The following is a 19,193-nucleotide window of genomic DNA, read 5'->3' as shown; positions in this document are numbered from 1 at the left end:
TGCCTTATTTTTATTCAAAAAACAATTTCATAGTTAAAACGTAAGTTTTTCAGTGGCCTCCCATTAAAGAGGCCTCCTTTTCTAATATCTAATATTATTTATTATTGAAATCAATGACACGATGACAAAGTCTTTGCATTAGCTTAGATTCATGTGTAACAACAACTATGCCCATCTCTCTCTTTTTAGCAATTTCGATAATAGCATGCCATATTTGAGCTTGTGTATTTGCATCTAACATTGTAGTCATTTCATCTGCGATAAGAAAACAAGTATTCGGCCCTAATGCTCGAGCAACACAAAATCGTTGTAACTCCCCCCCAGATAATTCATGTGGCCAACGTGTTAACCATTCTTGTTCAATACCTAGTAAATCTAACAACTCTTTATCGGGTTGATATCCTTCATTTAGAATTTTATGCATTTTCCATCTTGGATTAATCGCCTTTTCTGGATGTTGAAGGACCATTTGAACATGATGATATTCATTTTTCGGTAACTTAGCACCATTAAAATATACAGCCCCTTCAATTGGTGATTCGTATCCCGCTAATATTCTGCAAAAAGTAGTTTTCCCTCGCCCACTTGGACCTGTAATACCAACAATTTCTCCTGGTTCTATCGTCAAATTAACTCCTTGGAATAACCATGGTCCATCTCCATATCGAAATCCAATGTCTTTTGCTTCAAGTTGCATGAATACACCTCACCATTCCATCTCTAAGTTCCCTCATTTCAGGTGGTGCTTGTCGACATTCGGGTGTTGCCATTTCACAACGTGGTGCAAACAAACATCCTGGTGGCAATGAACTCGGATGAGGTTGCGAACCTGGAATAGGGATAAATTCATTTTGAGGTAATGCCCTCCACAAAGCCTTAGTATAAGGATGGCGTATCTCCTCTCCCTTACCTACAAAATTCTCTATAGACGCAACCTCTATCGTAGTCCCTGCATAAAATACAGCAATTTTATCGGCAATTTGAAGAGCTGATTCAATATCGTGTGTGATTAACATTACAGCACAACCGCTATCGGCAAACTCTCTAAAGTTATCTAATGCTTCTTTAATAACAATAGGATCTAATCCTGGAGTAGGCTCATCCGCAATAATTACTTTTGCATCACTTACCATGGCGGTGGATAAAAGAGTTCTTCTTGCCATGCCCCCTGAAAGTTGAAACGGATACATGTTTTCAACTTCTTTTCCAAGCCGATAACGTTCAAAAACCTTACGTTGAGCAGCTACAGCATCTCCATTTTCAACAGAAGTACGAACCTGACTACCAACACGCATAAGGGGATCCAAATAGTTTACCGATTGTGGAACTAGAGCAATTTCCTTACCCCTTAGTCCAGATTGCCGAGTTGGTGTTAGTTCCTCACCCTTATACTTGATGGTCCCACTGACATTAGCATTGCTAGGAAGTAGTCCAAGAATGGCATGTGCAAGTAAACTTTTCCCCGAGCCACTCGCACCAACAACTGCTAGAATCTCACCCGCTTCAAGAGTTACATTTAAACTTGAAATTACCTTATGATTCATTTCTTTAAATCCATCTGTATATTGTTTAAAAGATACTGATAAATTTTCCACTTCAAGAATAGACATTTATTAACTCCTCTTATTTATTACACATATATGATTAATCATGAGTCTTAGTAGGATTCATGAGCACTCGGATGTTTTCTCCAATTTGATCAAAAGTTCTCACGACAATCAATAGACAAAGTCCTGGGAAGAAAGCAAGCCACCACATACCCGAAGATAAATACTTCATCGATTCAGATAAAATGATTCCAATTGCTGGCTCATGCGGTGACAATCCTAAACCTAAAAATGTCACTGCTGCCTCGTGTAAAATAACATGAGGGAAAAGTAACATAAAACCAATTAAAAGTTGTGGAGCAATATGTGGCAAAATATGATGCAAAGCAATCCACCATTTGGATTTTCCCATCTTTTGAGAAACTTGAACAAATTCTGCGGAACGAACTTGCATAACTTCTGCCCGAATGACACGTGCAAGACTTGGCCAATGCGTTAAAGTTAATCCAACTACAATCCCTTTAAATCCCCCACCAAAAGTAAACGCAATAAGGATAAGGGTTACAAGATGCGGAACACTTAAGAAGAGGTCAATGATCCATGAAATAATTCGATCTGCCATTTTACCCATTGTTGCAGCTACCATACCAAGGAATAGAGCAATCAAAGCACTGCCTATTGCTCCAATCAAACCAACCCCTATACTTAAAGAAAGCCCCATCACTGTTCGTGTATACATATCTCTACCTAACCAATCCGTGCCAAAGAGATGATCTAGTGATGGAGCAGAATTACGTTCGCTAAGATTCGTTACAATTTTCCCCTCATCAAGGAAAACTCCACCTAGTATAACAATGGCTAAAAATACGATTGAAATTAGTATTTTAAATAATGTCAGTTGCTTTGGATTCAGAGAAAATCTTTTATCCGGATTTTTTAGGCTTGGAATCATAACTTCCTCACCTCTCTCATTCTCGGATCTAATATGTGATAGCTTAAATCAGCAAATAAATTCCCTACAAAAACAAATATAGCACTAAATATTACCAACCCCAATAACAGAGGTACATCCCCTCTAAGCCCGGCTTCTATCGTTGCTTGTCCTAAACCAGGATAAGAAAATACTTGCTCTGCCAATACTGCTCCACCAAACAATTCACTAAAAGCTGCAAATTGTAAAGTAATCGCAGGCAATGCAATATTGCGTAATCCATGTCTCCAAAATAAGACAAAACCTTGCTCACCTCTCGCTCTAGCGAATAATACATAATCACTAGTTAGAACATCAATTAGCTTTTGTCGCGTATGAAGCGCTACATTAGCAACACCCAATATACTTAGCGTCAGCACCGGTAGAATAAGATGCTGAATTCGATCCATCATAGTAACATTTTCTGAAAGAACACCAGCTGGGACACCTAGTCCAATTGGGAACCAACCTAGCCATACAGCAAAAACAATTAAAACGAGAAGTCCCATCCAGAAAGTTGGGGTCGATGCTAATGTAAAACAATACCATTTAATGATTCGATCAATCCAAGTACCTTTTTTCATTGCCGCTATAACTCCCATGATAAAACCTATTACACCTGAGAGTACCCAAGCCGCTACCATAAGAACAAGTGAATTCAAGAATCTCTCACTAATAACATCAATTACCGGTCGACGAAAAATCATCGAAGTTCCTAAGTCACCTTTTAGAACAGCAGATCCCCAATTCAAGAATTGAACTATTACTGGTTGGTCTAATCCCCAATACTCAGCTATCTTCTCTCGCTGCTCAGGACCTACCTTCAACATATCTGCGCCAATGTAGGCTTGAATTGGATCAATCGGAGAGTTTTTTACTAATAGAAAGGAAATAAAACAAATGGCTATCAATAATGTAGTCATTCGTATACCCTTCATCAATATAAATAACCCAAGCTTTCCACCTTTAGTTTTACGCACTATTATTTAGTCCATTTCCAATCAACGATGTTATCTGTAGCTGGCCAACCATGACCATGAACATGGATTCTTTGATCTCCGATATCAAGTCCATCTTTCACTAAGTACAAGTGATTGATATTCACTAACCAAGCCCATGGGGCATCACCTTTTGCACTTAAACCAGTTGTACCATCCCATTGGGCTTTTTTCCAAAATTCAATTGCTTCTTCTTCATTTTTTGAGCTAAGGGCTTTTTCAAAATATGAATCTACCATTTTATTTTGATAATAACCTGTATTGTAATACTCTATTCCAGCAGATTCACTACTATAAATATTGTACATTTCATGTGAATCATGACTTCCCCATCCCATTAGTACAGGATTTGAATACATTTTCTTAGCAATCATATCCCAGCTTCCGCCTTCTAACTTGATATTAATGCCTAACGGTTTCAACATATCGACAACAGAAATAGCAAGAGATTGTCTAATAGCATCGTTCGCTAAGTAATAAAGAGTAAACTCTGCTTTTAAAGAGCCGTTCTCAAGAATCCCATCTCCATCTGTATCCTTCCAACCAGCTTCATTCAATAACTTCTTAGCACCATCCATATCAGCATCTTTAATAACCGTTTCTGGATTCCACCAAGGAAGTCCATCTACTGATGTATAGGCCGGTGTACCGTGTCCTTCTAACACTCCTTCAACAAGTGCTTGTCGGTCTACTCCCATATTAATCGCATGGCGAATAGCAGGATCTGCTGTTACATCATTACCAATAGGTAATCCATTTTCATTAACTTCACCAGATTTAACAAACGGGAAGACAATACCACGATTATCTACGGTTTGTACTGTTTCTAGTCTCATGCCTTTCACTTTCTGCTTACTAAATGCGGCAGGTATATACGCTAAATCTACAGTGCCCGCTTGTGCAGCAGCAAATGCAGCATCTTCATTTAAAAATAAAAACGTTATCTGTTTAAAATTCGACTTTTTATCATAGTACTCTGGATTAGCTTTTATAATAAGTTGCTGCCCCTTGTCCCATTGGACGAGTTGAAAAGGACCTGAACCTATGGGGTTTTCAGCATAATCTTTTCCGTAAGCGTGTTTTGGTACGATTCCTGTTGCAACTAAAGCGTTTACAAACGTTGATTGTGGTTCTTTTAATGTGAATTTCACCGTGTAATCATCTACTGCTTCTACTTTACCCAAACCATTAAGGTCAACTACTGATCCATTGTTAATAGCTGTTTCAAATGTAAAAACAATATCAGCAGCAGTTAGTGGCTCACCATCTGAGAACTTCACATCTTCAAGCATCTTAACTGTCCAAACCTTACCATCTTCGCTAACTTTATATTTCGTTGCAAGGTCATTTACAATGTTAAGCTTGTCATCTCTTTTAAGAAGCGTGCTTTGGAATAATGGCGAACCATAGCGCCCCCATCCTGTTGTTGGATCAAAACCAGCTTCTGGCTCAGAATCAAAAGCCAACACAAGCTCGTCCTTTTTCTTCTCATTTACTTCTTTACTTCCCTCATCAGACGTATTGGATTTAAATAAATTACAACCCACCAACATAAAAGAAGAGATGAAAGTAACTAACACTAATACAGTAAATAATTTCTTTTTCATTGAACTCACCCCATAATAAAAAATCCCTCTCCAAAAAACCCCTTACCTATTTATATAATAAGGAATAAATTGACAAGTACAAAAAAGCTTTCCATAGTTAAAATCCAACCTATAGCCAACACAAAAAAACTATATTCAATTAATTAAGATACCAATAACAAAGATGTCCATAATGTCTTTCTTACAGATGTTGTTACAGGAAGTATTACACATTGTACCTACATAGAAGGTAGGTACTTTCTTAGCTAGAAGATGGTGGAAGAGATTATACGGTGCATAAACTATATAAAAAGCAATAGATAAGATGATTGACCTACGTATTAAGTCCCTATTCTTATCTATCCTATTTTAATAGTTAAACCATTAATAAGGCAACTTTAAAATTTACTAGTTTCATTTTTTACGGCTTCATCTGCAAAATATGTAGCGTAATTGATAGTACAATAAAAGCCCACCTATAAAGGTGGGCTTGATCATCAAAGAATTTATTATTATGATTGTATTTCTTTTGTCTGTCCCATTACACTTGGCACTGTTGATCCCGCTTGGACTGTATGCTCTGTTCTGCTTCTAAGTTTGTAATGCTTACAGACAGTTGACGTGCTAGTTCACCTGCAAAGTATTTATCTAATAACTCTTTACACATACCGCGTAAAGCACCATTGTGTCGCTTGTTGGATTCTTTAACGTCTTGGAGCGAAAAGCCTTTTATCATGGCATGCTTGCTATATGATAGCCCTAGCGTTAATGTACGTGCTGCATAACCCGCTTCCTTTTCTTTTCTTGAAGTTGATCGTTAAAAAGGCAATCACTAAGTGCGTGTAGACTTTCTGCTTCATGTAGCTGCGCAAAAAGCAGTAATTTTAAGAATGACCTTTATTAGTGGATTTGGACGGGTTACCACCTGACTTTATCAATTATAAAGGACTTTTTTATGCACAAAACAAGATTATTGAACTTTTTGAGTATTTTTAAAACTAAAGTTATTTTAATGCAACGCTAGTTAGCAAAAATGAAAAATTTATAATTATTCCAACAATCTGGGTAAAAGAAAGGCTGAGATAAATGTATATAAAATACTATTATCTCAGCCTCCAAGCTCCTATTTAAAACTGTTTTTTCTAGCTTCTGCTTCAGCTTTGTCTAGCATTTCCTTTTTCTTGATATTTATTTCATGTTTACGACGTTGATTTTTTTCCTGAAGATTTTCAAGTTCTTCTTCACCTGCAAATTCCATACTGATTTCTGCTTCACGAATATTTTTTTCCGTATTTTCAATCATGCTTTGTACTCTTGCCGCACTGTTCGATCTGTTATTAGACTTTGGATGATGTTGATCCTCCATTCATTGACCTCCTCATTCATTTATTTATTACTGTATTAGTTTGTTTTTCTTTGTACACTTTATACTGTAATGAAAAAAGAAAACCAGCCTTTTAAAAATAATGAAATAAGAATACAAACGCCTATTAATGAACACTCTATTCTAAAAAGTATGCGAAGGGTGTAATAAAGAAGTTAAAGACGAGTAGAACGTTAGTTGATTTTGGGAGTAAAACTAAAGAAATAAAACAGAAATTATCAGATATTACTTTTTTAATTGTTCAATTCTAAGAAGAGTTGTAATTTGATTACTGATATTTTCATCATGTCTAGCTGATTCCCAATTTATATTGACAAAGTAAGTTTTTTTAATATTAATTAAATTCCATATTCTTTCATCATCAAGCGCAATTGAAAACTCTTGATAAGGATCATTTAAATTTTTAGCATTTACATAATTAGTGGCATTTTCATTTTCTTTTTTGAACTTATCAGTAACACTAATATCCATGGTTTCAGAGTGAAAATAGACTTTACTGTTACTTGTTTCTAATATTATATTAATCAAGAATACAAATAATAATCCAAAGATAGCTATAAATGAAAATATTAAAAGTGTTGGTTTTGATAGGAATTTCAAGAAGATACCCCCTTTTAAAAATCCCGATAAACCTGTAGAACTTTATGTATAAATTACCTAGATTTCACTTTTTAACATAACTAGCTAAATCTCTTCTGCCAATATGATCTTTTGGTATATCAATACATTAAATTTATGACATTCCAATAACTTCAAGGTTCTTTAAATCAATCTTTTTACTTAATATGTTTCTTAGCAACATAGTTAGATAAGAAATCCGATTTTCTAACAAATCTAGATAGTCGTATTCCATTGGGTGAGCTAATTTTTAGCTTCTTTTACGGAAGAAACAATTTTATCCCACCGCATAATTATTTCAATAGCATTAACTGATCTAGCCCTTCATTTCGTGCTTGAATAAGTGCTGCACCAATATCTGTGTATATCCCTCATCTTTAAATCTCTAATATATAGAACAAACCTTATTCATTTATAATACAGTTCACCGCACCAACTACCTTCCCCCTAATCAACACACCTAAAAAAAAGGATTCTTCGTTACGACTTATTATGGATTATCTATAACAAACAAATAGGGATGATCAGTTACATAGGTTGAGCAAGAGTTTTTGCATTATTTGAAAAGGGTTTACTCATGATCTGATTCGCAACTATATTGCTTAGGATTAAAAAAATACTTGGATAACAGCTCCAAGCATAAATTAATCCCTTTACATTGCGCCACTAGCATCAAAATAGTCATTGTAAAATGTCATTCAATTATATGAGCCTTTGTATCTCATTATCAAATATTATTTCAAACCTTTTCTATACCACTATTTGTGGTATAGTTCTCAGATATCACCATTAATCTTTCTGTAAATAAGTTTACTTTCCACAATTTAGCCCTTTAGCGGAAAAAAATTCTGACTTTTTAAATGTTTATTATGTTTTAAACGACTTTATTGTCACTTAACAGGTATCACATATTAGTCATGACTAATATGTGATACCTTTATTTTTTATAACTTTTTTACGATTTTAGGCTTGATAACGTATGTTTTCCACATTTTGTTGGTAGGACCCCAAAATGACTACATTATAAACTCCCATGAATTTATACTAATTTGATTGTCATTCCTGCTTTATAGACTTTAAAGTTCACCGGATTATCCTTGTTATTGTCGCCGCTTGCCGCAAATATTTCTAGTTCAATCTGATCTGTCGGTAAGATTGCTCCTGTGTTAAACCGTACACTTTTTAGATCCTGTTTTACCCTAACGCTTGGAGTGGTAAACATAATAGCCCCACCATTAACTAAGTAAGTTCTTTGAGTGGCGTTCCTTACACTCACCTGTACAAAATCTGCTCCAGTTAAGGTCGATACTTTTATAGTCATCGTAAAATCGTAATAGTGATTTGGTACAAGTGGTCCAATCGGTACGACAAGCCCCGTCCCCGCCCGCTTTGTAGTGACGTGGAAATAGTCTGGCGTATTTTCTGTGATGATTGATGCCCCGTCATTTGCCCTTGCTGTGACCGTTCTTATCGGCTTGATGATATTCACGACCCCTTTAATGGCTTTGATGCCCTTGTGCGTTTGAATTCGAAGGATGGAAGGATTTTCGCCCCCTCCAACCTTCGAATCCACTAGGTCATAGCAAGCTAGGCCCTTATGCGTCATCACCTGCAATGATTTATCCAGAATAGATGCATCAGTCATCGAATACAAAGGAATTTCAAATGTCCCCTTCCCTGTTCGGATGCGTTGATAGGCGATAGGCGTACCCATTTAAAGGTCACTCCTAATCCATATCTTACCCATCGCAGGATTCCCAGGATCTGCAGATAATGATTCGATGATTGCAGGACCACCACCTTTTCCACTCAATTTCCATGGTGTCCATCCTACGTTATTTAAGTTGGATCTAAACCACATGCCGTCTGTTGAGTGAGGAAAGTACAATTGAACAATCGAGTGCAAGTTGGTCGTTATTTGCAAAAGCCCGGAACTAGTCGCCTCGGCTGGCGGTTGATTCTTTTTCGTATCAAAAGATAAATTTGCGAATGAAATTTGATACGTCCCCATTTGTGTTATTAAGTTAAAATCATCCGTATTTTTAATCTGTCTACGTTGAATCAAAGCCGTTTTTAATACCTCTAGCTGTGCCGATGACGATAACTGTATCCACGATGTCCAGTCGGTTAAACCGAACTTCGAACGAATATAGATACCTTCAGTTGCTTGATGAGGGACGTAAAATTGAGATACGTTGTCGTCAATTGCAAAAACTGTCATGATTCCATATTCGTAAGCACCTACAGGCTGATGACGTGCTGCTGTAAGTCCGGATGGCTCAATGATTCGATACGTTCCCATCTTCTGAATCGTATTCCAGTCCCTTTCTACCAATTCCCCTTCTGCGGACAATCCAGCCACACCGATTCTATTAGTGTTTTCACCATTGTTTACGCAGCGATCCTCAGGAAAGAACATTATATTAATATTGTTCATAGCACTTGTAGAGGAGAATTCTGCAATTGGCCCCGTTTGTTGGATCATCTGTGTATCCCATAGAACGCCTGTAAACGTATTTCCCATGCCCGAAATTTTTAGAATTTGCTTAGTGGTAGTGCTTGGTTGAATCTGCAGGTTAGTGAATATGTTACCCGAACATTCGAATGGAACAGTAGTGTTTGATTCAATCACAATCATTTGATTACACTCTGACAATGTGATTTTATCGAATCGATTTGCATTGATCCATGTTTGCCCCGTAGTTGGTTCCGTTGCTCTTAATCGAATTCCGATGTCAAAATTCCATATCACCAGTCGTTCGATGTTTAGAAACTGAATCTGATGCGTTTCTCCACCCGAGAATAGAGATAAACCCACCCCGCCCGTAGTTGCCGTCCAGTTCCACATGACTAAATCACGGATAACTGTTTTGGCACTAACACTATCATACTTATATTTTCCGTCTAAATAGACAACTTCCTGTGAGTACTTTTCAATCCCTATACTGATCGTACCACCACAAAAAGAAGCACCCTGCTCCAACTCAAAGCCCCTTAAATTCACGTCCAATGAGTAATGCGTTGCACGTTCTCCGCGTAACTCTACCCCTTCTCGGATCTTGATTGTTGCGTTTAGTTGATATTTTCGTTCTTCCGCAATGACGACTTTTTGCTTATTCGCAAACGCAAAATCCAGGGCCGCTTGGATTTTGATGGCATCCGTTGCCCCTGGAAAATCGCTTACAAATACCTGTGTTTTTGGAGTGATAACTTCCGTGTCTAGCTTTTTGAAGTTGTCATTAATTTTCTTAACATCGATATCATCCGTATAGCCAAAGAGATGCAACTTTAAATTTTTTGTTTTGGATTCACTCATTCAGTAACCTCCACCAATTTAAATTTTAAATCACTTGACAGAACTTCACCCCATACTAATAATTCCGTTCTTAACTCGCCCTACGTCGTTTGAGACGTTACGATGGCTATATCTAAATGACAAGGAAAAATGGTCTTCATCATAAAAACGAATCTTTGGTATTTTATAAGCTCGTTTATTCCGTTTCCTTCTATTATTTTGATTTTCAAGTGGATAGTTTGCTTCATCGCATCATGGGTGATCTTATTATCCAAAACTATTCTGCCTAGTCTTATATAACCCCAATTATCACCTCATAGTACCCTCGGATTCATTCAATGACTTCTGCTCGACGTTCAGCCAGGGCGGGTGAGGTCTACGGAAATATTAAAGTCTTTTCCCATCTCTCTAATCCCCATATAGCCATTTATAGAAATCATTGTTTCAAAACATCATATGCTAATGCATTGAATCTCACGATAAAACACTTATCTTCCAACCTTATCGGCCGGGCTATCGTTCTTGAGCCCTGTTGTTTTCACAACTTGACGTGGCATTGTCGTTTCATTCGTGAAATTCATTTGTAATTTAATCCCTTAACGTTCACCATGATAACCCCGCGCGTTTTTCCAACGGTAATCGTTGTCGAATCAATTAAAAGAAGACTTTTGGGCACCCTTAAAGTTCAAAAATACGCTTCATAATGTTGGAATTCAGTGTTTTTAGGTGTTTGAAAGCGATGAATGATTGACGGAAACAAGTTTTATTATAGAAATTAGATAGTCAACACGCGTATAAAATTATATTGTTATTAAATGGCTGTAATTATATAAGAATATTCGGTATTCTGATTCGAGTGAAATATTACCTTTAACACCTAACGTCATTAAATTCATAAGATAAGATATATTAACTATTGGTTAGGAGGAATCCAGTTGTATTTCAGTCCTTATCCGTATTTTCTCTATTCAAATCACTATCCACAGTGGATTATGTCAAATCATTCTACACCTACTCAAATTCCTAGACACCTAGCAATGCCGACGAACTCAACACAAAGCAGTCCCTTTCCCCCTGTAGATACACATAAGTTCAAGACATCAGCGAAAGAGATTCAGAACATTATGCAGCAAGCTCATTTGCTTATAGATAAAATTGCAGTGTCAGAACAGTTTGCACATGATTTAATAAACGCTGCACAACTTTCGAATAAAACTGAATTCGATAAATTGATTTCAGCAACAGGAATCACCATTACGTTCGATACTAAATATACACCGGACAGTATTAGAATTAATTTGAATGAAAATGGTTGTTGTGGACTAACGATTATTTTAAATTGGTGAATGAAAAATTCACAAGCTAATATTCATTTTCCGTTATCCAAAAGATAGGTGTCCCAAAAGGGGTAAATCAACAGAAAAACAAATAAAGAAATCCAGAATAGGAGTCGGAATTGTATTTATTAGACAACCCCTTTTTTATAACTACGTAACTTATTGTATTCCCTCTTTTAATTGTCTTAGGATATCCGCAAATTGTTGTGTATTTTCTATTTGATTGAACGGATGAAATGGATTACCCTATTTCTGAATACGCTCTATGACAGCAGGAACAGTAAACATATCGGGCTTTAAAGAATCGTTCACTTCAGTCCAATGTAGCCGTGTTGCTATTAAACCTTTTTCATTTCCTCTTGGTGAATACGGTGCTGCAAGCGTGTTGCCATCATTATGCTGAACATCGTTTATAATAAACACAAGGAGTATTCACCAGTCGAACCTTCAACCAAAGGGCAATAGAATATTTTTTTGGGGGAGAAATGAAAAGGTTTGCTAAAATTTGTTGAAGAAACTGCACGGTAAGCATTAAATCGTTGGTTAAGCACTTCAGGACTCATAAGGACACCTGTAGATGCTTCGAGACGGCTACACAATTGTGGGAGTGGCGTACTGTTGACTAAGCCATACACATAAGGCAACTAATTCTTGTGCTTGGTATTTGCTCGATCGTTTTACAAATCCAAGTTTTTTGGCTAACTGTTGGAGAACGATTGGAGACAAGTAGCTTTGTAGTTCTTAAGAAAAGAGATTCATTTCTTCTGAAATAGAAAAAGTCATAGAAAACGCCATCCTTTCTGTATATTCTACAAAAAGAATAGCGTTTTTTCCCACATGATAACAATTCAATTTAGCTTGATGGGGATGTAGTGCTACCCCCACTAAAAGAATAGAAGTAAAATAGTCACAAAAAAATATTGACACCGTTTCCAAAAAAGTTTAACTTTTATATACAAGTTAATAACGTGATGGAGATTCGGAGACTCACACTACAAAGGTACTTTCCAAGTGGTAGTATGTCTGTTGAAGTGTGGGTTTTTTTCTGTATTCAAGATCAAGTTCTTGTTAACTTCAAAATAAAGGAGGACTATATGCTTAAACTATTTAAGTCTGCCCCACCAGTTGAAAGGTTACCTGAAGACAAGATTGATTCTGAGTATAAAAAGCTTAGATTTCAAGTTTTCATGGGGATTTTCATTGGTTATGCCGCATATTATTTAATTCGTAAGAACTTCTCTCTTGCGATGCCGTATTTAACTGAAAAAGGTTTCACAACAGGGGAATTAGGTCTAGTATTGTCTGCGATTTCGATTGCATACGGGATAAGTAAATTTGTAATGGGAACCGTGTCGGACCGTAGTAATGCTCGGTATTTCTTATTCGCAGGGCTGATTTTATCTGCTATTATTAACTTATTTATGGGATTTTTCCCCTTCTTTACATCGTCCGTTGCGATTATGTTTGTCATGTTATTTTTAAACGGTTGGTTCCAAGGAATGGGATGGCCACCATCAGGTCGTACGCTTGTCCATTGGTTTAGTGTAAGTGAAAGAGGGGGTAAAACAGCAATTTGGAACGTCGCTCACAATGTAGGTGGTGGCTTAATGGCACCTCTAGCGATTGGTGGAATTTCAATTATTACGACATATTTTGGAGCAACCTATACAGGTTATGAAGGAGTATTTATATTACCAGCTTTAGTTGCAATCTTAGGAGCAGTATTATCATTTATTTTAATGCGTGATACACCTCAATCAGTTGGCTTACCTCCGATTGAAGAGTATCGTAACGATTACGCGAATAATTCTAAAACAATCTATGAAACTGAATTGACAACGAAAGAAATCCTTTTCAAACACGTATTAAATAACAAATGGGTTTGGGCCATTGCAATTGCAAATGTCTTCGTTTATTTCGTACGTTATGGTGTGCTTGACTGGGCACCAATATACTTAAGTGAAGAAAAGGGATTCAATATGAAAGAATCAGGTATTGCTTACTTTTTATATGAGTGGGCAGGTATTCCAGGTACACTTTTATGTGGCTATATATCCGATAAAGTTTTTAAAGGACGTCGTGGACCTGCCGGTGCTGTATTTATGGCGGGAGTATTAATCGCAGTTATTGTTTATTGGTTAAACCCTGCAGGAAATCCAATGATAGATAATATTGCGTTAATCTCGATTGGGTTCTTAATTTATGGACCTGTCATGTTAATTGGTTTACAAGCCCTTGATCTCGTGCCTAAAAAAGCTGCAGGTACTGCAGCTGGATTAACGGGTTTATTTGGTTATTTAGGTGGAGCAGTAATGGCTAATGCCTTACTTGGGTATGTTGTTCAATTTTCAAGTTGGAATGGAGGATTTATGTTATTAACGGGTTCTTGTGTTTTAGCAATTATCTTATTCGCAATCACTTGGAATATTCGAGGACAAGAGGCTATAAAACATTAATTGGTTCTCTGTGAAATGTGGTGGTGGGAGATGTATTCCACCACCTCTTTTGTTTAACTTCTTGAAATTTGCATGACACACCTTTTACCTTTGCCATACATTCTACGTAGCAACAACAGACGGCACACCACTTGAACAAATCAAAAATGAGCTTCAAGTGGCATAAGGTACCAGTCATTGCATTTTATATAGTAATATTTGTATTAAAAATTACTCATTTAAAGTTATAAGATAAATTATTAATAGATAATTCAAATGGATATTCAGGAAAATATTGTTTTAGCTTATCAATCATACCTTCATATTTTCCCCTACCATATCTAATGGTTGAAAAAAATCATAAAAGAAGTTTATTCATTTCGATTCTTTTAAAATATCGATATAATATGGTGCAAGACCAAGATTAATAAAATTGTTATCCTTTTTGTAAATAACATTATGCCCATCGTTTTCCACTTGTTTCCATCCACTCTTTTTAATCATTAATCGATAACTCAGTGGAACCTCTGTACCTGTTGATGGTTCCCATTTATAGTTTTTGGCATTCTCACTTTCACTTTCTAATGTCGCATCATTAGGAACAGGTAAATCATAGAATTCTTGTAATGTATGATAATTTTTATCTACATTCGTATAATAAAAAACACCCCCTCCTAATAAAAGAACAAAAACAAATATCAATGACACTAATCGTTTCATAGAATCAGCCCCTATTATTTTAAATTTTATGCACTTTTATTCAATAATAGCTTTTTTCCTTTTATGATAGATAATTTATTCTACAAATATTCTCGAAAGCCTAGTTATGCTATCATTTTTTTTAATGCAATCGCTGCGTTTGTTTCATTTGTTGGATATAAGCAACTTCCACCTCAAACGTGCATCGTAAAAAATATTATGAAGAAATGTACTAAACTAAGGGAGTTGTTTGTAGAACTTACACTGAGCTAATCACCTTCGCGATTCGTTAAAAGTATTTCATAAATTGTATTTAACTAAAGGTTAGAAAAAATGCGAAACGCCACTGAAATTATTGAATCACAGTGGCGTTTATCACATGCTTATTTAATTTTCATAGTATAATCTCTATCTACGTATTTCTTTTCTTCTGTATTAACCACATGATACTTTCTACTATTAATACAAGAATAAGTGAGATACCCAAAAGTGGCATAACAATCCCAAGAAGAATCATTATGATGACAAATCCAACAGAAACACCTTTTGAAGTACTAGGCGGTGCAGAAAATTCTCCGTTCTTTTTACGAGATAACCAAGTTTTAATACCCCAGCAAATTACAAAGATGAAGGCAAGACATACAAGTAAATTGATGATTTTATTTGGCCATCCAAATAAATGTCCTTCATGTAATGGAATACCCCAAGTAAACCACTTAGCTAAGATGCCATAGTCATCATAGCCTACTTTAGAGATTAACTTCCCACTATATTGATCAAAATAAGTTGTCATTTCATCGTCAGGACTAACATCTAATCCAGTTACACCTGTGTTACTACTTTTTGCAACTGTATAAACACCATCTTCACCTGAAGGATAGACAATAGAATATGGCTTAGAAATAGAAGCATCTTCCACTTTTTTCATCAGTTGTTGAACATCTAGCATATTATTATTTTCAGACATATCCATATTAGACATATCCATACCTTTATGGTGTGCATGAGGATCCTTGTTAGAAGAAACCGGCGCCTCATTTTTTCGAGTAGCCCACGGAATTTCACTCATATCAGAAGTCGGTGGATTTTGTTGTAATTCAGGATTACCAATAGAAGGGTGCTCTTGTGAAGCTGTATAGATGAAATTCCCCATAAAAGCCGACCAAGGTAATCCTGTAAATATAATAACAATCATCGGAATAGTAATAATTGTTCCCACAAGTGCATGCCATTTCTTATTTTTTTGACGATTGGAAGCATTATTTTTTTTCTTTAATGCTTTCCCTTTAAAAGTCATGTATACGCCTGAGAATAGTAGGAATATAGCCCAACAAGCAGCTAATTCTACTAGGTAATTGACAACTGTTCCTCCAACAAATAAGGAACTATGAAAATTTCGCATGACATTTGCAAATGTATATTTTGCATTTTGGGTACCTACAATTTGGTAATTCTTATCCAAGAAAACATATTTTTCGTCGCCTTCTTTATTCCCCATCGTTAAGCGTGTATTATATGGGTCTTCAAGAACTATAACTTTAGATACTGAATACCCTTTATTTTGCTCTTTAGCATTAGAGATCCCCTCATCAATAGTTAATTCGTCAGTAGATGTACTATTACCAAAGAAGTACTCATCATATGCTTTATTTTCGACATTCGTATAGAACAAGAAGCCAATTCCACTAAGTGTCAAAGTTAATAGCAGTGGTGTGATAAATAACGCAGCATAAAAATGCCATCGCCAAAAGCGATTATATAAATCCTTATTCATTTCTTTCCTCCTAGATATAATTCAATTATTAAAGAACTATACTATTTTATAAAAAAAGAGTGAAGTTTGAATGAAGTTTTATAAATATTATGTATTGCACCACTTATTGAGTGAAAAATATATAAATGAGGCTTGATAGATGCGACGATTTTTATTTAATTAGTTGGGGCTGTTAAAGAAGAAAGTTTTCAAAATAGGCTGTTTGACATATTGGTCATGTACAATATGTTAATCAGCCTCCGTTAGTTGAACAAGGCTCACTCTAGTTTAATCTATAAATCTTGAGATAAACGGACCATATCCCTACACTGTATACCGTTCTCAATAATTTCTTCTGGATAATGCTTAATAAAAAAGTCCCTATCGACACCTATAATTCTAAAGCCACATTTTTGATAAAGAGCCAATTGTCCAATACTTGAATTTCCAGTACCAATTTCAATTGTTTTAAAACCTTTTGTCTTGGCTACTTGTATTGCATCCATTACTAACTGCTTCCCTAAACCTCTACCATGATGCTCTTCTACTACTGCAACATTCACCAACTCTACAGTTTCAGGTCTTGTTGGAAGTAGTACATAAACTCCAACAATTTGCTGTTCACTTTCAGTTACAAAACATTCCCCTCTGTTGACATATTCCTCAACAATCTCTTTCGAGGGGTCAGCTAATAACAACAATTCCATTGGAAGTTTTTCACCTTTTTCAAGTTTCCTAATATCCATTATTAATCTCCTTTAATAAGCTTGTAATTCTTTAATTTTATCATTTTTTAATCGTAATATACCTATCCTTCAGTTATAATGAGATAGGTATCTTCAATAGGTATGGACTAATCATAAATCAAGGCCTCTATCTAAGTTAGATGGAGGCCTTTTACCATTGATCCTATCATCTTCAACGACACCTAATTGTAGATTTTGGACCAATCTACAATTAAATCTACCTTCACTAAATAGGTATTTTTCATTTTTAAAACAGATTATTCTATTTTGTTCTTTTTTAATTAGACTCATAGTACTCTGCTAATTCCGTTTCTAAACGGTTATACAAATGTATAGATAGATAATTAGCGATGTAATGTTCTTTTTCTCTTTCAATTTCCGCAGAATGGAAAAGTTTTTTGAATAAGCCGAACTTTTTTTGCCTTGAAAATTTACTGAGACCTTCAGCACGTAATTGCGCAACTACCGTATTCTCTAAATGGCGTTCTCTCAGTTTAATCGATACGTCCTTTACCTTATCATCCGTTAGTTCTTGGATTTGATCCTTCAAAGTCTCATTTTCCTTTATCAGCTGATCCGTTTGGACTTTTATTTGTGCTAGTTGTACATTTGGCAAAGTGTTTAGCTTATGAGTGAGAAAATCGTTGTTCACCAAAATTGCCACATCTTCATTCTCTTGTTGTTTGAATTTAAACAGGCCCGTATGCAGCATTTGATTTAGTATGTTACTAATAATTGCTACTTTTTCTGATAAATCCTCTTGCATTGCTACTTCTGGTTCTGTCGTGTGATGTTTTCGTGGATTTATGCGGTCCTCTGCATCTATTCCCAGCAACTGTTTTAAACCTTTAACCCGATATTCATCTTTTAGCAATATAATCATTCGTAGTTTTAATATGGCCGTAAACGTTAACCGAATGACATTTGTTGTGGAAGGCGTTTCTTCATCAGTAGTAAAGATATATTCTTGAAAAGGTTTGATATAGTAACGTAGCTGCGCATCTGATATGTCAAACCAACTAGCTACTTCAGGTGTTGAGTAAAATTTCTCCTCAACGATTTCTTGTAAATAAGAATCGTTGTATAGTGTATCTTCAATAGGTGTATCACATATGACCGCAAATAAGGGGTCATGTATTAATAACTCCTGTAACCTTGGTTTCATATCAATTGCCACTTTCAATCCGCTCACCTCTACCCTATTTATTTTGAATAAGTATCCAACTCATAAAAAGAAATAAAAACTTTTCTTCACTTCTTTTTTCAAAAAAAATGCATTTTAATGATAGAAATTAGAATTCATTTAAATAGTGTATTGACCAACTTCTTTTTTACTCTATCCTTCGTTACCCTTTGCTACTCTATTCTACTCTCTTACCTTCTTTTCCTTTTAATAATAGAAAATTAGTTAAAAAATAGATTAAAATTTGGTTGGTATCTAATGATAATGGCCACAGAGGATCGTGAATATTAGAAAATGAAATAATATAAATGAAACAGGAGGAAGGGCTGTTAAGGCGGTTTTTACTTCGTTTAAAGGCAAAAAAGCAGAAACATATTTGTTTCTGCTGGGTAGTGAATATGCTTGGTATATATTACATCCTAATAATGCTCTTTTTCATGCACCTTTAATTATTTTAAAGGAATCCAAATTTCAGAATATAAATCCGGGCTAGACGGATCTTCATCCGTATACACTTCTAATTCGGGGGTACCCGCATGCTTATAATTATTTGATGGGAACCATTCTGAGAATATCTGTTTCCAAGCTTTTTGCATTGCATCAGGCATTGGACCACGCACTTCAAATACACCCCATTTTGAT

Annotated in this window: 17 protein-coding genes and 2 pseudogenes; 2 read left to right on the top strand and 17 right to left on the bottom strand. The window is 35.7% G+C overall.

Going from position 1 to position 19,193, the window contains the following annotated elements; all coding sequences use genetic code 11:
* Positions 1 to 94: 94 nt before the first annotated feature.
* From JFL43_RS21240 to JFL43_RS21195, 10 genes and pseudogenes are all read right to left on the bottom strand, one after another.
* Complete coding sequence (locus JFL43_RS21240; protein ID WP_200750596.1) at positions 95 to 697, bottom strand: ABC transporter ATP-binding protein; 603 nt, start codon at positions 695 to 697, stop codon at positions 95 to 97.
* Entirely contained in the window at positions 687 to 1,610 is a 924-nt protein-coding gene (locus JFL43_RS21235) for an ABC transporter ATP-binding protein (protein WP_200750595.1), read from the bottom strand. The genes JFL43_RS21240 and JFL43_RS21235 overlap by 11 nt, the downstream gene beginning before the upstream one ends.
* A 34-nt stretch (positions 1,611 to 1,644) precedes the next feature.
* Complete coding sequence (locus JFL43_RS21230) at positions 1,645 to 2,499, bottom strand: ABC transporter permease (protein ID WP_200750594.1); 855 nt, start codon at positions 2,497 to 2,499, stop codon at positions 1,645 to 1,647.
* Positions 2,496 to 3,440 (bottom strand): ABC transporter permease, encoded by a 945-nt coding sequence (locus JFL43_RS21225; protein ID WP_200750593.1) that lies wholly within the window; start codon positions 3,438 to 3,440, stop codon positions 2,496 to 2,498. The genes JFL43_RS21230 and JFL43_RS21225 overlap by 4 nt, the downstream gene beginning before the upstream one ends.
* Positions 3,441 to 3,499: 59 nt before the next feature.
* Positions 3,500 to 5,122, bottom strand: a complete 1,623-nt coding sequence (locus tag JFL43_RS21220; protein WP_200750592.1) for an ABC transporter substrate-binding protein — start codon at positions 5,120 to 5,122, stop codon at positions 3,500 to 3,502.
* A gap of 520 nt (positions 5,123 to 5,642) precedes the next feature.
* A pseudogene (locus tag JFL43_RS21215) lies at positions 5,643 to 5,846 on the bottom strand (UV damage repair protein UvrX); the annotation flags it as partial.
* 378 nt (positions 5,847 to 6,224) lie between these two features.
* Entirely contained in the window at positions 6,225 to 6,467 is a 243-nt protein-coding gene (locus tag JFL43_RS21210) for a hypothetical protein (RefSeq protein ID WP_100797547.1), read from the bottom strand.
* A gap of 243 nt (positions 6,468 to 6,710) precedes the next feature.
* Positions 6,711 to 7,085 carry a hypothetical protein gene (locus tag JFL43_RS21205; RefSeq protein ID WP_200750590.1) on the bottom strand — a complete coding sequence of 125 codons (375 nt, stop codon included), beginning with the start codon at positions 7,083 to 7,085 and terminating at the stop codon, positions 6,711 to 6,713.
* A 1,057-nt stretch (positions 7,086 to 8,142) separates the two neighbouring features.
* Positions 8,143 to 8,709, bottom strand: a complete 567-nt coding sequence (locus JFL43_RS21200; RefSeq protein WP_200750589.1) for a hypothetical protein — start codon at positions 8,707 to 8,709, stop codon at positions 8,143 to 8,145.
* 108 nt (positions 8,710 to 8,817) lie between these two features.
* Positions 8,818 to 10,419: a pyocin knob domain-containing protein gene (locus JFL43_RS21195; RefSeq protein WP_200750588.1), complete on the bottom strand. Its 1,602-nt coding sequence runs from the start codon at positions 10,417 to 10,419 to the stop codon at positions 8,818 to 8,820.
* A 914-nt stretch (positions 10,420 to 11,333) separates the two neighbouring features.
* On the opposite strand from JFL43_RS21195, the gene JFL43_RS21190 reads away from it, so the two are divergent.
* Complete coding sequence (locus JFL43_RS21190; protein WP_200750587.1) at positions 11,334 to 11,744, top strand: hypothetical protein; 411 nt, start codon at positions 11,334 to 11,336, stop codon at positions 11,742 to 11,744.
* Between the two features lie 237 nt (positions 11,745 to 11,981).
* Here the strand turns inward: JFL43_RS21190 and ligD are convergent, their stop codons facing one another.
* Both ligD and JFL43_RS22880 read right to left on the bottom strand, forming a co-directional pair.
* Entirely contained in the window at positions 11,982 to 12,158 is a 177-nt protein-coding gene (gene ligD, locus JFL43_RS21185; RefSeq protein WP_200750586.1) for a non-homologous end-joining DNA ligase LigD, read from the bottom strand.
* Between the two features lie 67 nt (positions 12,159 to 12,225).
* A pseudogene (locus JFL43_RS22880) lies at positions 12,226 to 12,461 on the bottom strand (IS4 family transposase); the annotation flags it as partial.
* Positions 12,462 to 12,829: 368 nt separating this feature from the next.
* Here JFL43_RS22880 and glpT point away from each other — a divergent pair.
* Positions 12,830 to 14,191, top strand: coding sequence for a glycerol-3-phosphate transporter (gene glpT / locus JFL43_RS21180; RefSeq protein ID WP_100797553.1), 1,362 nt, complete (start codon positions 12,830 to 12,832; stop codon positions 14,189 to 14,191).
* Between the two features lie 354 nt (positions 14,192 to 14,545).
* Here glpT and JFL43_RS21175 read toward each other — a convergent pair whose 3' ends face one another.
* From JFL43_RS21175 to JFL43_RS21155, 5 genes are all read right to left on the bottom strand, one after another.
* Positions 14,546 to 14,890 (bottom strand): hypothetical protein, encoded by a 345-nt coding sequence (locus tag JFL43_RS21175; RefSeq protein ID WP_200750585.1) that lies wholly within the window; start codon positions 14,888 to 14,890, stop codon positions 14,546 to 14,548.
* A gap of 391 nt (positions 14,891 to 15,281) precedes the next feature.
* Positions 15,282 to 16,643, bottom strand: a complete 1,362-nt coding sequence (locus tag JFL43_RS21170; protein WP_200750584.1) for a PepSY-associated TM helix domain-containing protein — start codon at positions 16,641 to 16,643, stop codon at positions 15,282 to 15,284.
* Between the two features lie 272 nt (positions 16,644 to 16,915).
* Positions 16,916 to 17,368, bottom strand: coding sequence for a GNAT family N-acetyltransferase (locus JFL43_RS21165; protein WP_200750583.1), 453 nt, complete (start codon positions 17,366 to 17,368; stop codon positions 16,916 to 16,918).
* 277 nt (positions 17,369 to 17,645) lie between these two features.
* Positions 17,646 to 18,551: a hypothetical protein gene (locus JFL43_RS21160; RefSeq protein ID WP_200750582.1), complete on the bottom strand. Its 906-nt coding sequence runs from the start codon at positions 18,549 to 18,551 to the stop codon at positions 17,646 to 17,648.
* 449 nt (positions 18,552 to 19,000) lie between these two features.
* On the bottom strand, positions 19,001 to 19,193 hold a 193-nt coding region (locus JFL43_RS21155), incomplete at its 5' end, for a GyrI-like domain-containing protein (RefSeq protein WP_200750581.1).

The organism is Viridibacillus soli, from assembly GCF_016612995.1.
Lineage (GTDB): Bacteria > Bacillota > Bacilli > Bacillales_A > Planococcaceae > Viridibacillus > Viridibacillus soli.
This window is presented reverse-complemented; position numbering and strand designations above follow the sequence as displayed.

Excerpts from the sequence above, each read along its gene's own strand:
- JFL43_RS21240 (WP_200750596.1), bottom strand. The coding sequence starts at position 697 with ATGCAACTTGAAGCAAAAGACATTGGATTTCGATATGGAGATGGACCA.
- JFL43_RS21235 (WP_200750595.1), bottom strand. The coding sequence starts at position 1,610 with ATGTCTATTCTTGAAGTGGAAAATTTATCAGTATCTTTTAAACAATAT.
- JFL43_RS21230 (WP_200750594.1), bottom strand. The coding sequence starts at position 2,499 with ATGATTCCAAGCCTAAAAAATCCGGATAAAAGATTTTCTCTGAATCCA.
- JFL43_RS21225 (WP_200750593.1), bottom strand. The coding sequence starts at position 3,440 with ATGACTACATTATTGATAGCCATTTGTTTTATTTCCTTTCTATTAGTA.
- JFL43_RS21220 (WP_200750592.1), bottom strand. The coding sequence starts at position 5,122 with ATGAAAAAGAAATTATTTACTGTATTAGTGTTAGTTACTTTCATCTCT.
- JFL43_RS21210 (WP_100797547.1), bottom strand. The coding sequence starts at position 6,467 with ATGGAGGATCAACATCATCCAAAGTCTAATAACAGATCGAACAGTGCG.
- JFL43_RS21200 (WP_200750589.1), bottom strand. The coding sequence starts at position 8,709 with ATGACGCATAAGGGCCTAGCTTGCTATGACCTAGTGGATTCGAAGGTT.
- JFL43_RS21195 (WP_200750588.1), bottom strand. The coding sequence starts at position 10,419 with ATGAGTGAATCCAAAACAAAAAATTTAAAGTTGCATCTCTTTGGCTAT.
- glpT (WP_100797553.1), top strand. The coding sequence starts at position 12,830 with ATGCTTAAACTATTTAAGTCTGCCCCACCAGTTGAAAGGTTACCTGAA.
- JFL43_RS21175 (WP_200750585.1), bottom strand. The coding sequence starts at position 14,890 with ATGAAACGATTAGTGTCATTGATATTTGTTTTTGTTCTTTTATTAGGA.
- JFL43_RS21170 (WP_200750584.1), bottom strand. The coding sequence starts at position 16,643 with ATGAATAAGGATTTATATAATCGCTTTTGGCGATGGCATTTTTATGCT.
- JFL43_RS21165 (WP_200750583.1), bottom strand. The coding sequence starts at position 17,368 with ATGGATATTAGGAAACTTGAAAAAGGTGAAAAACTTCCAATGGAATTG.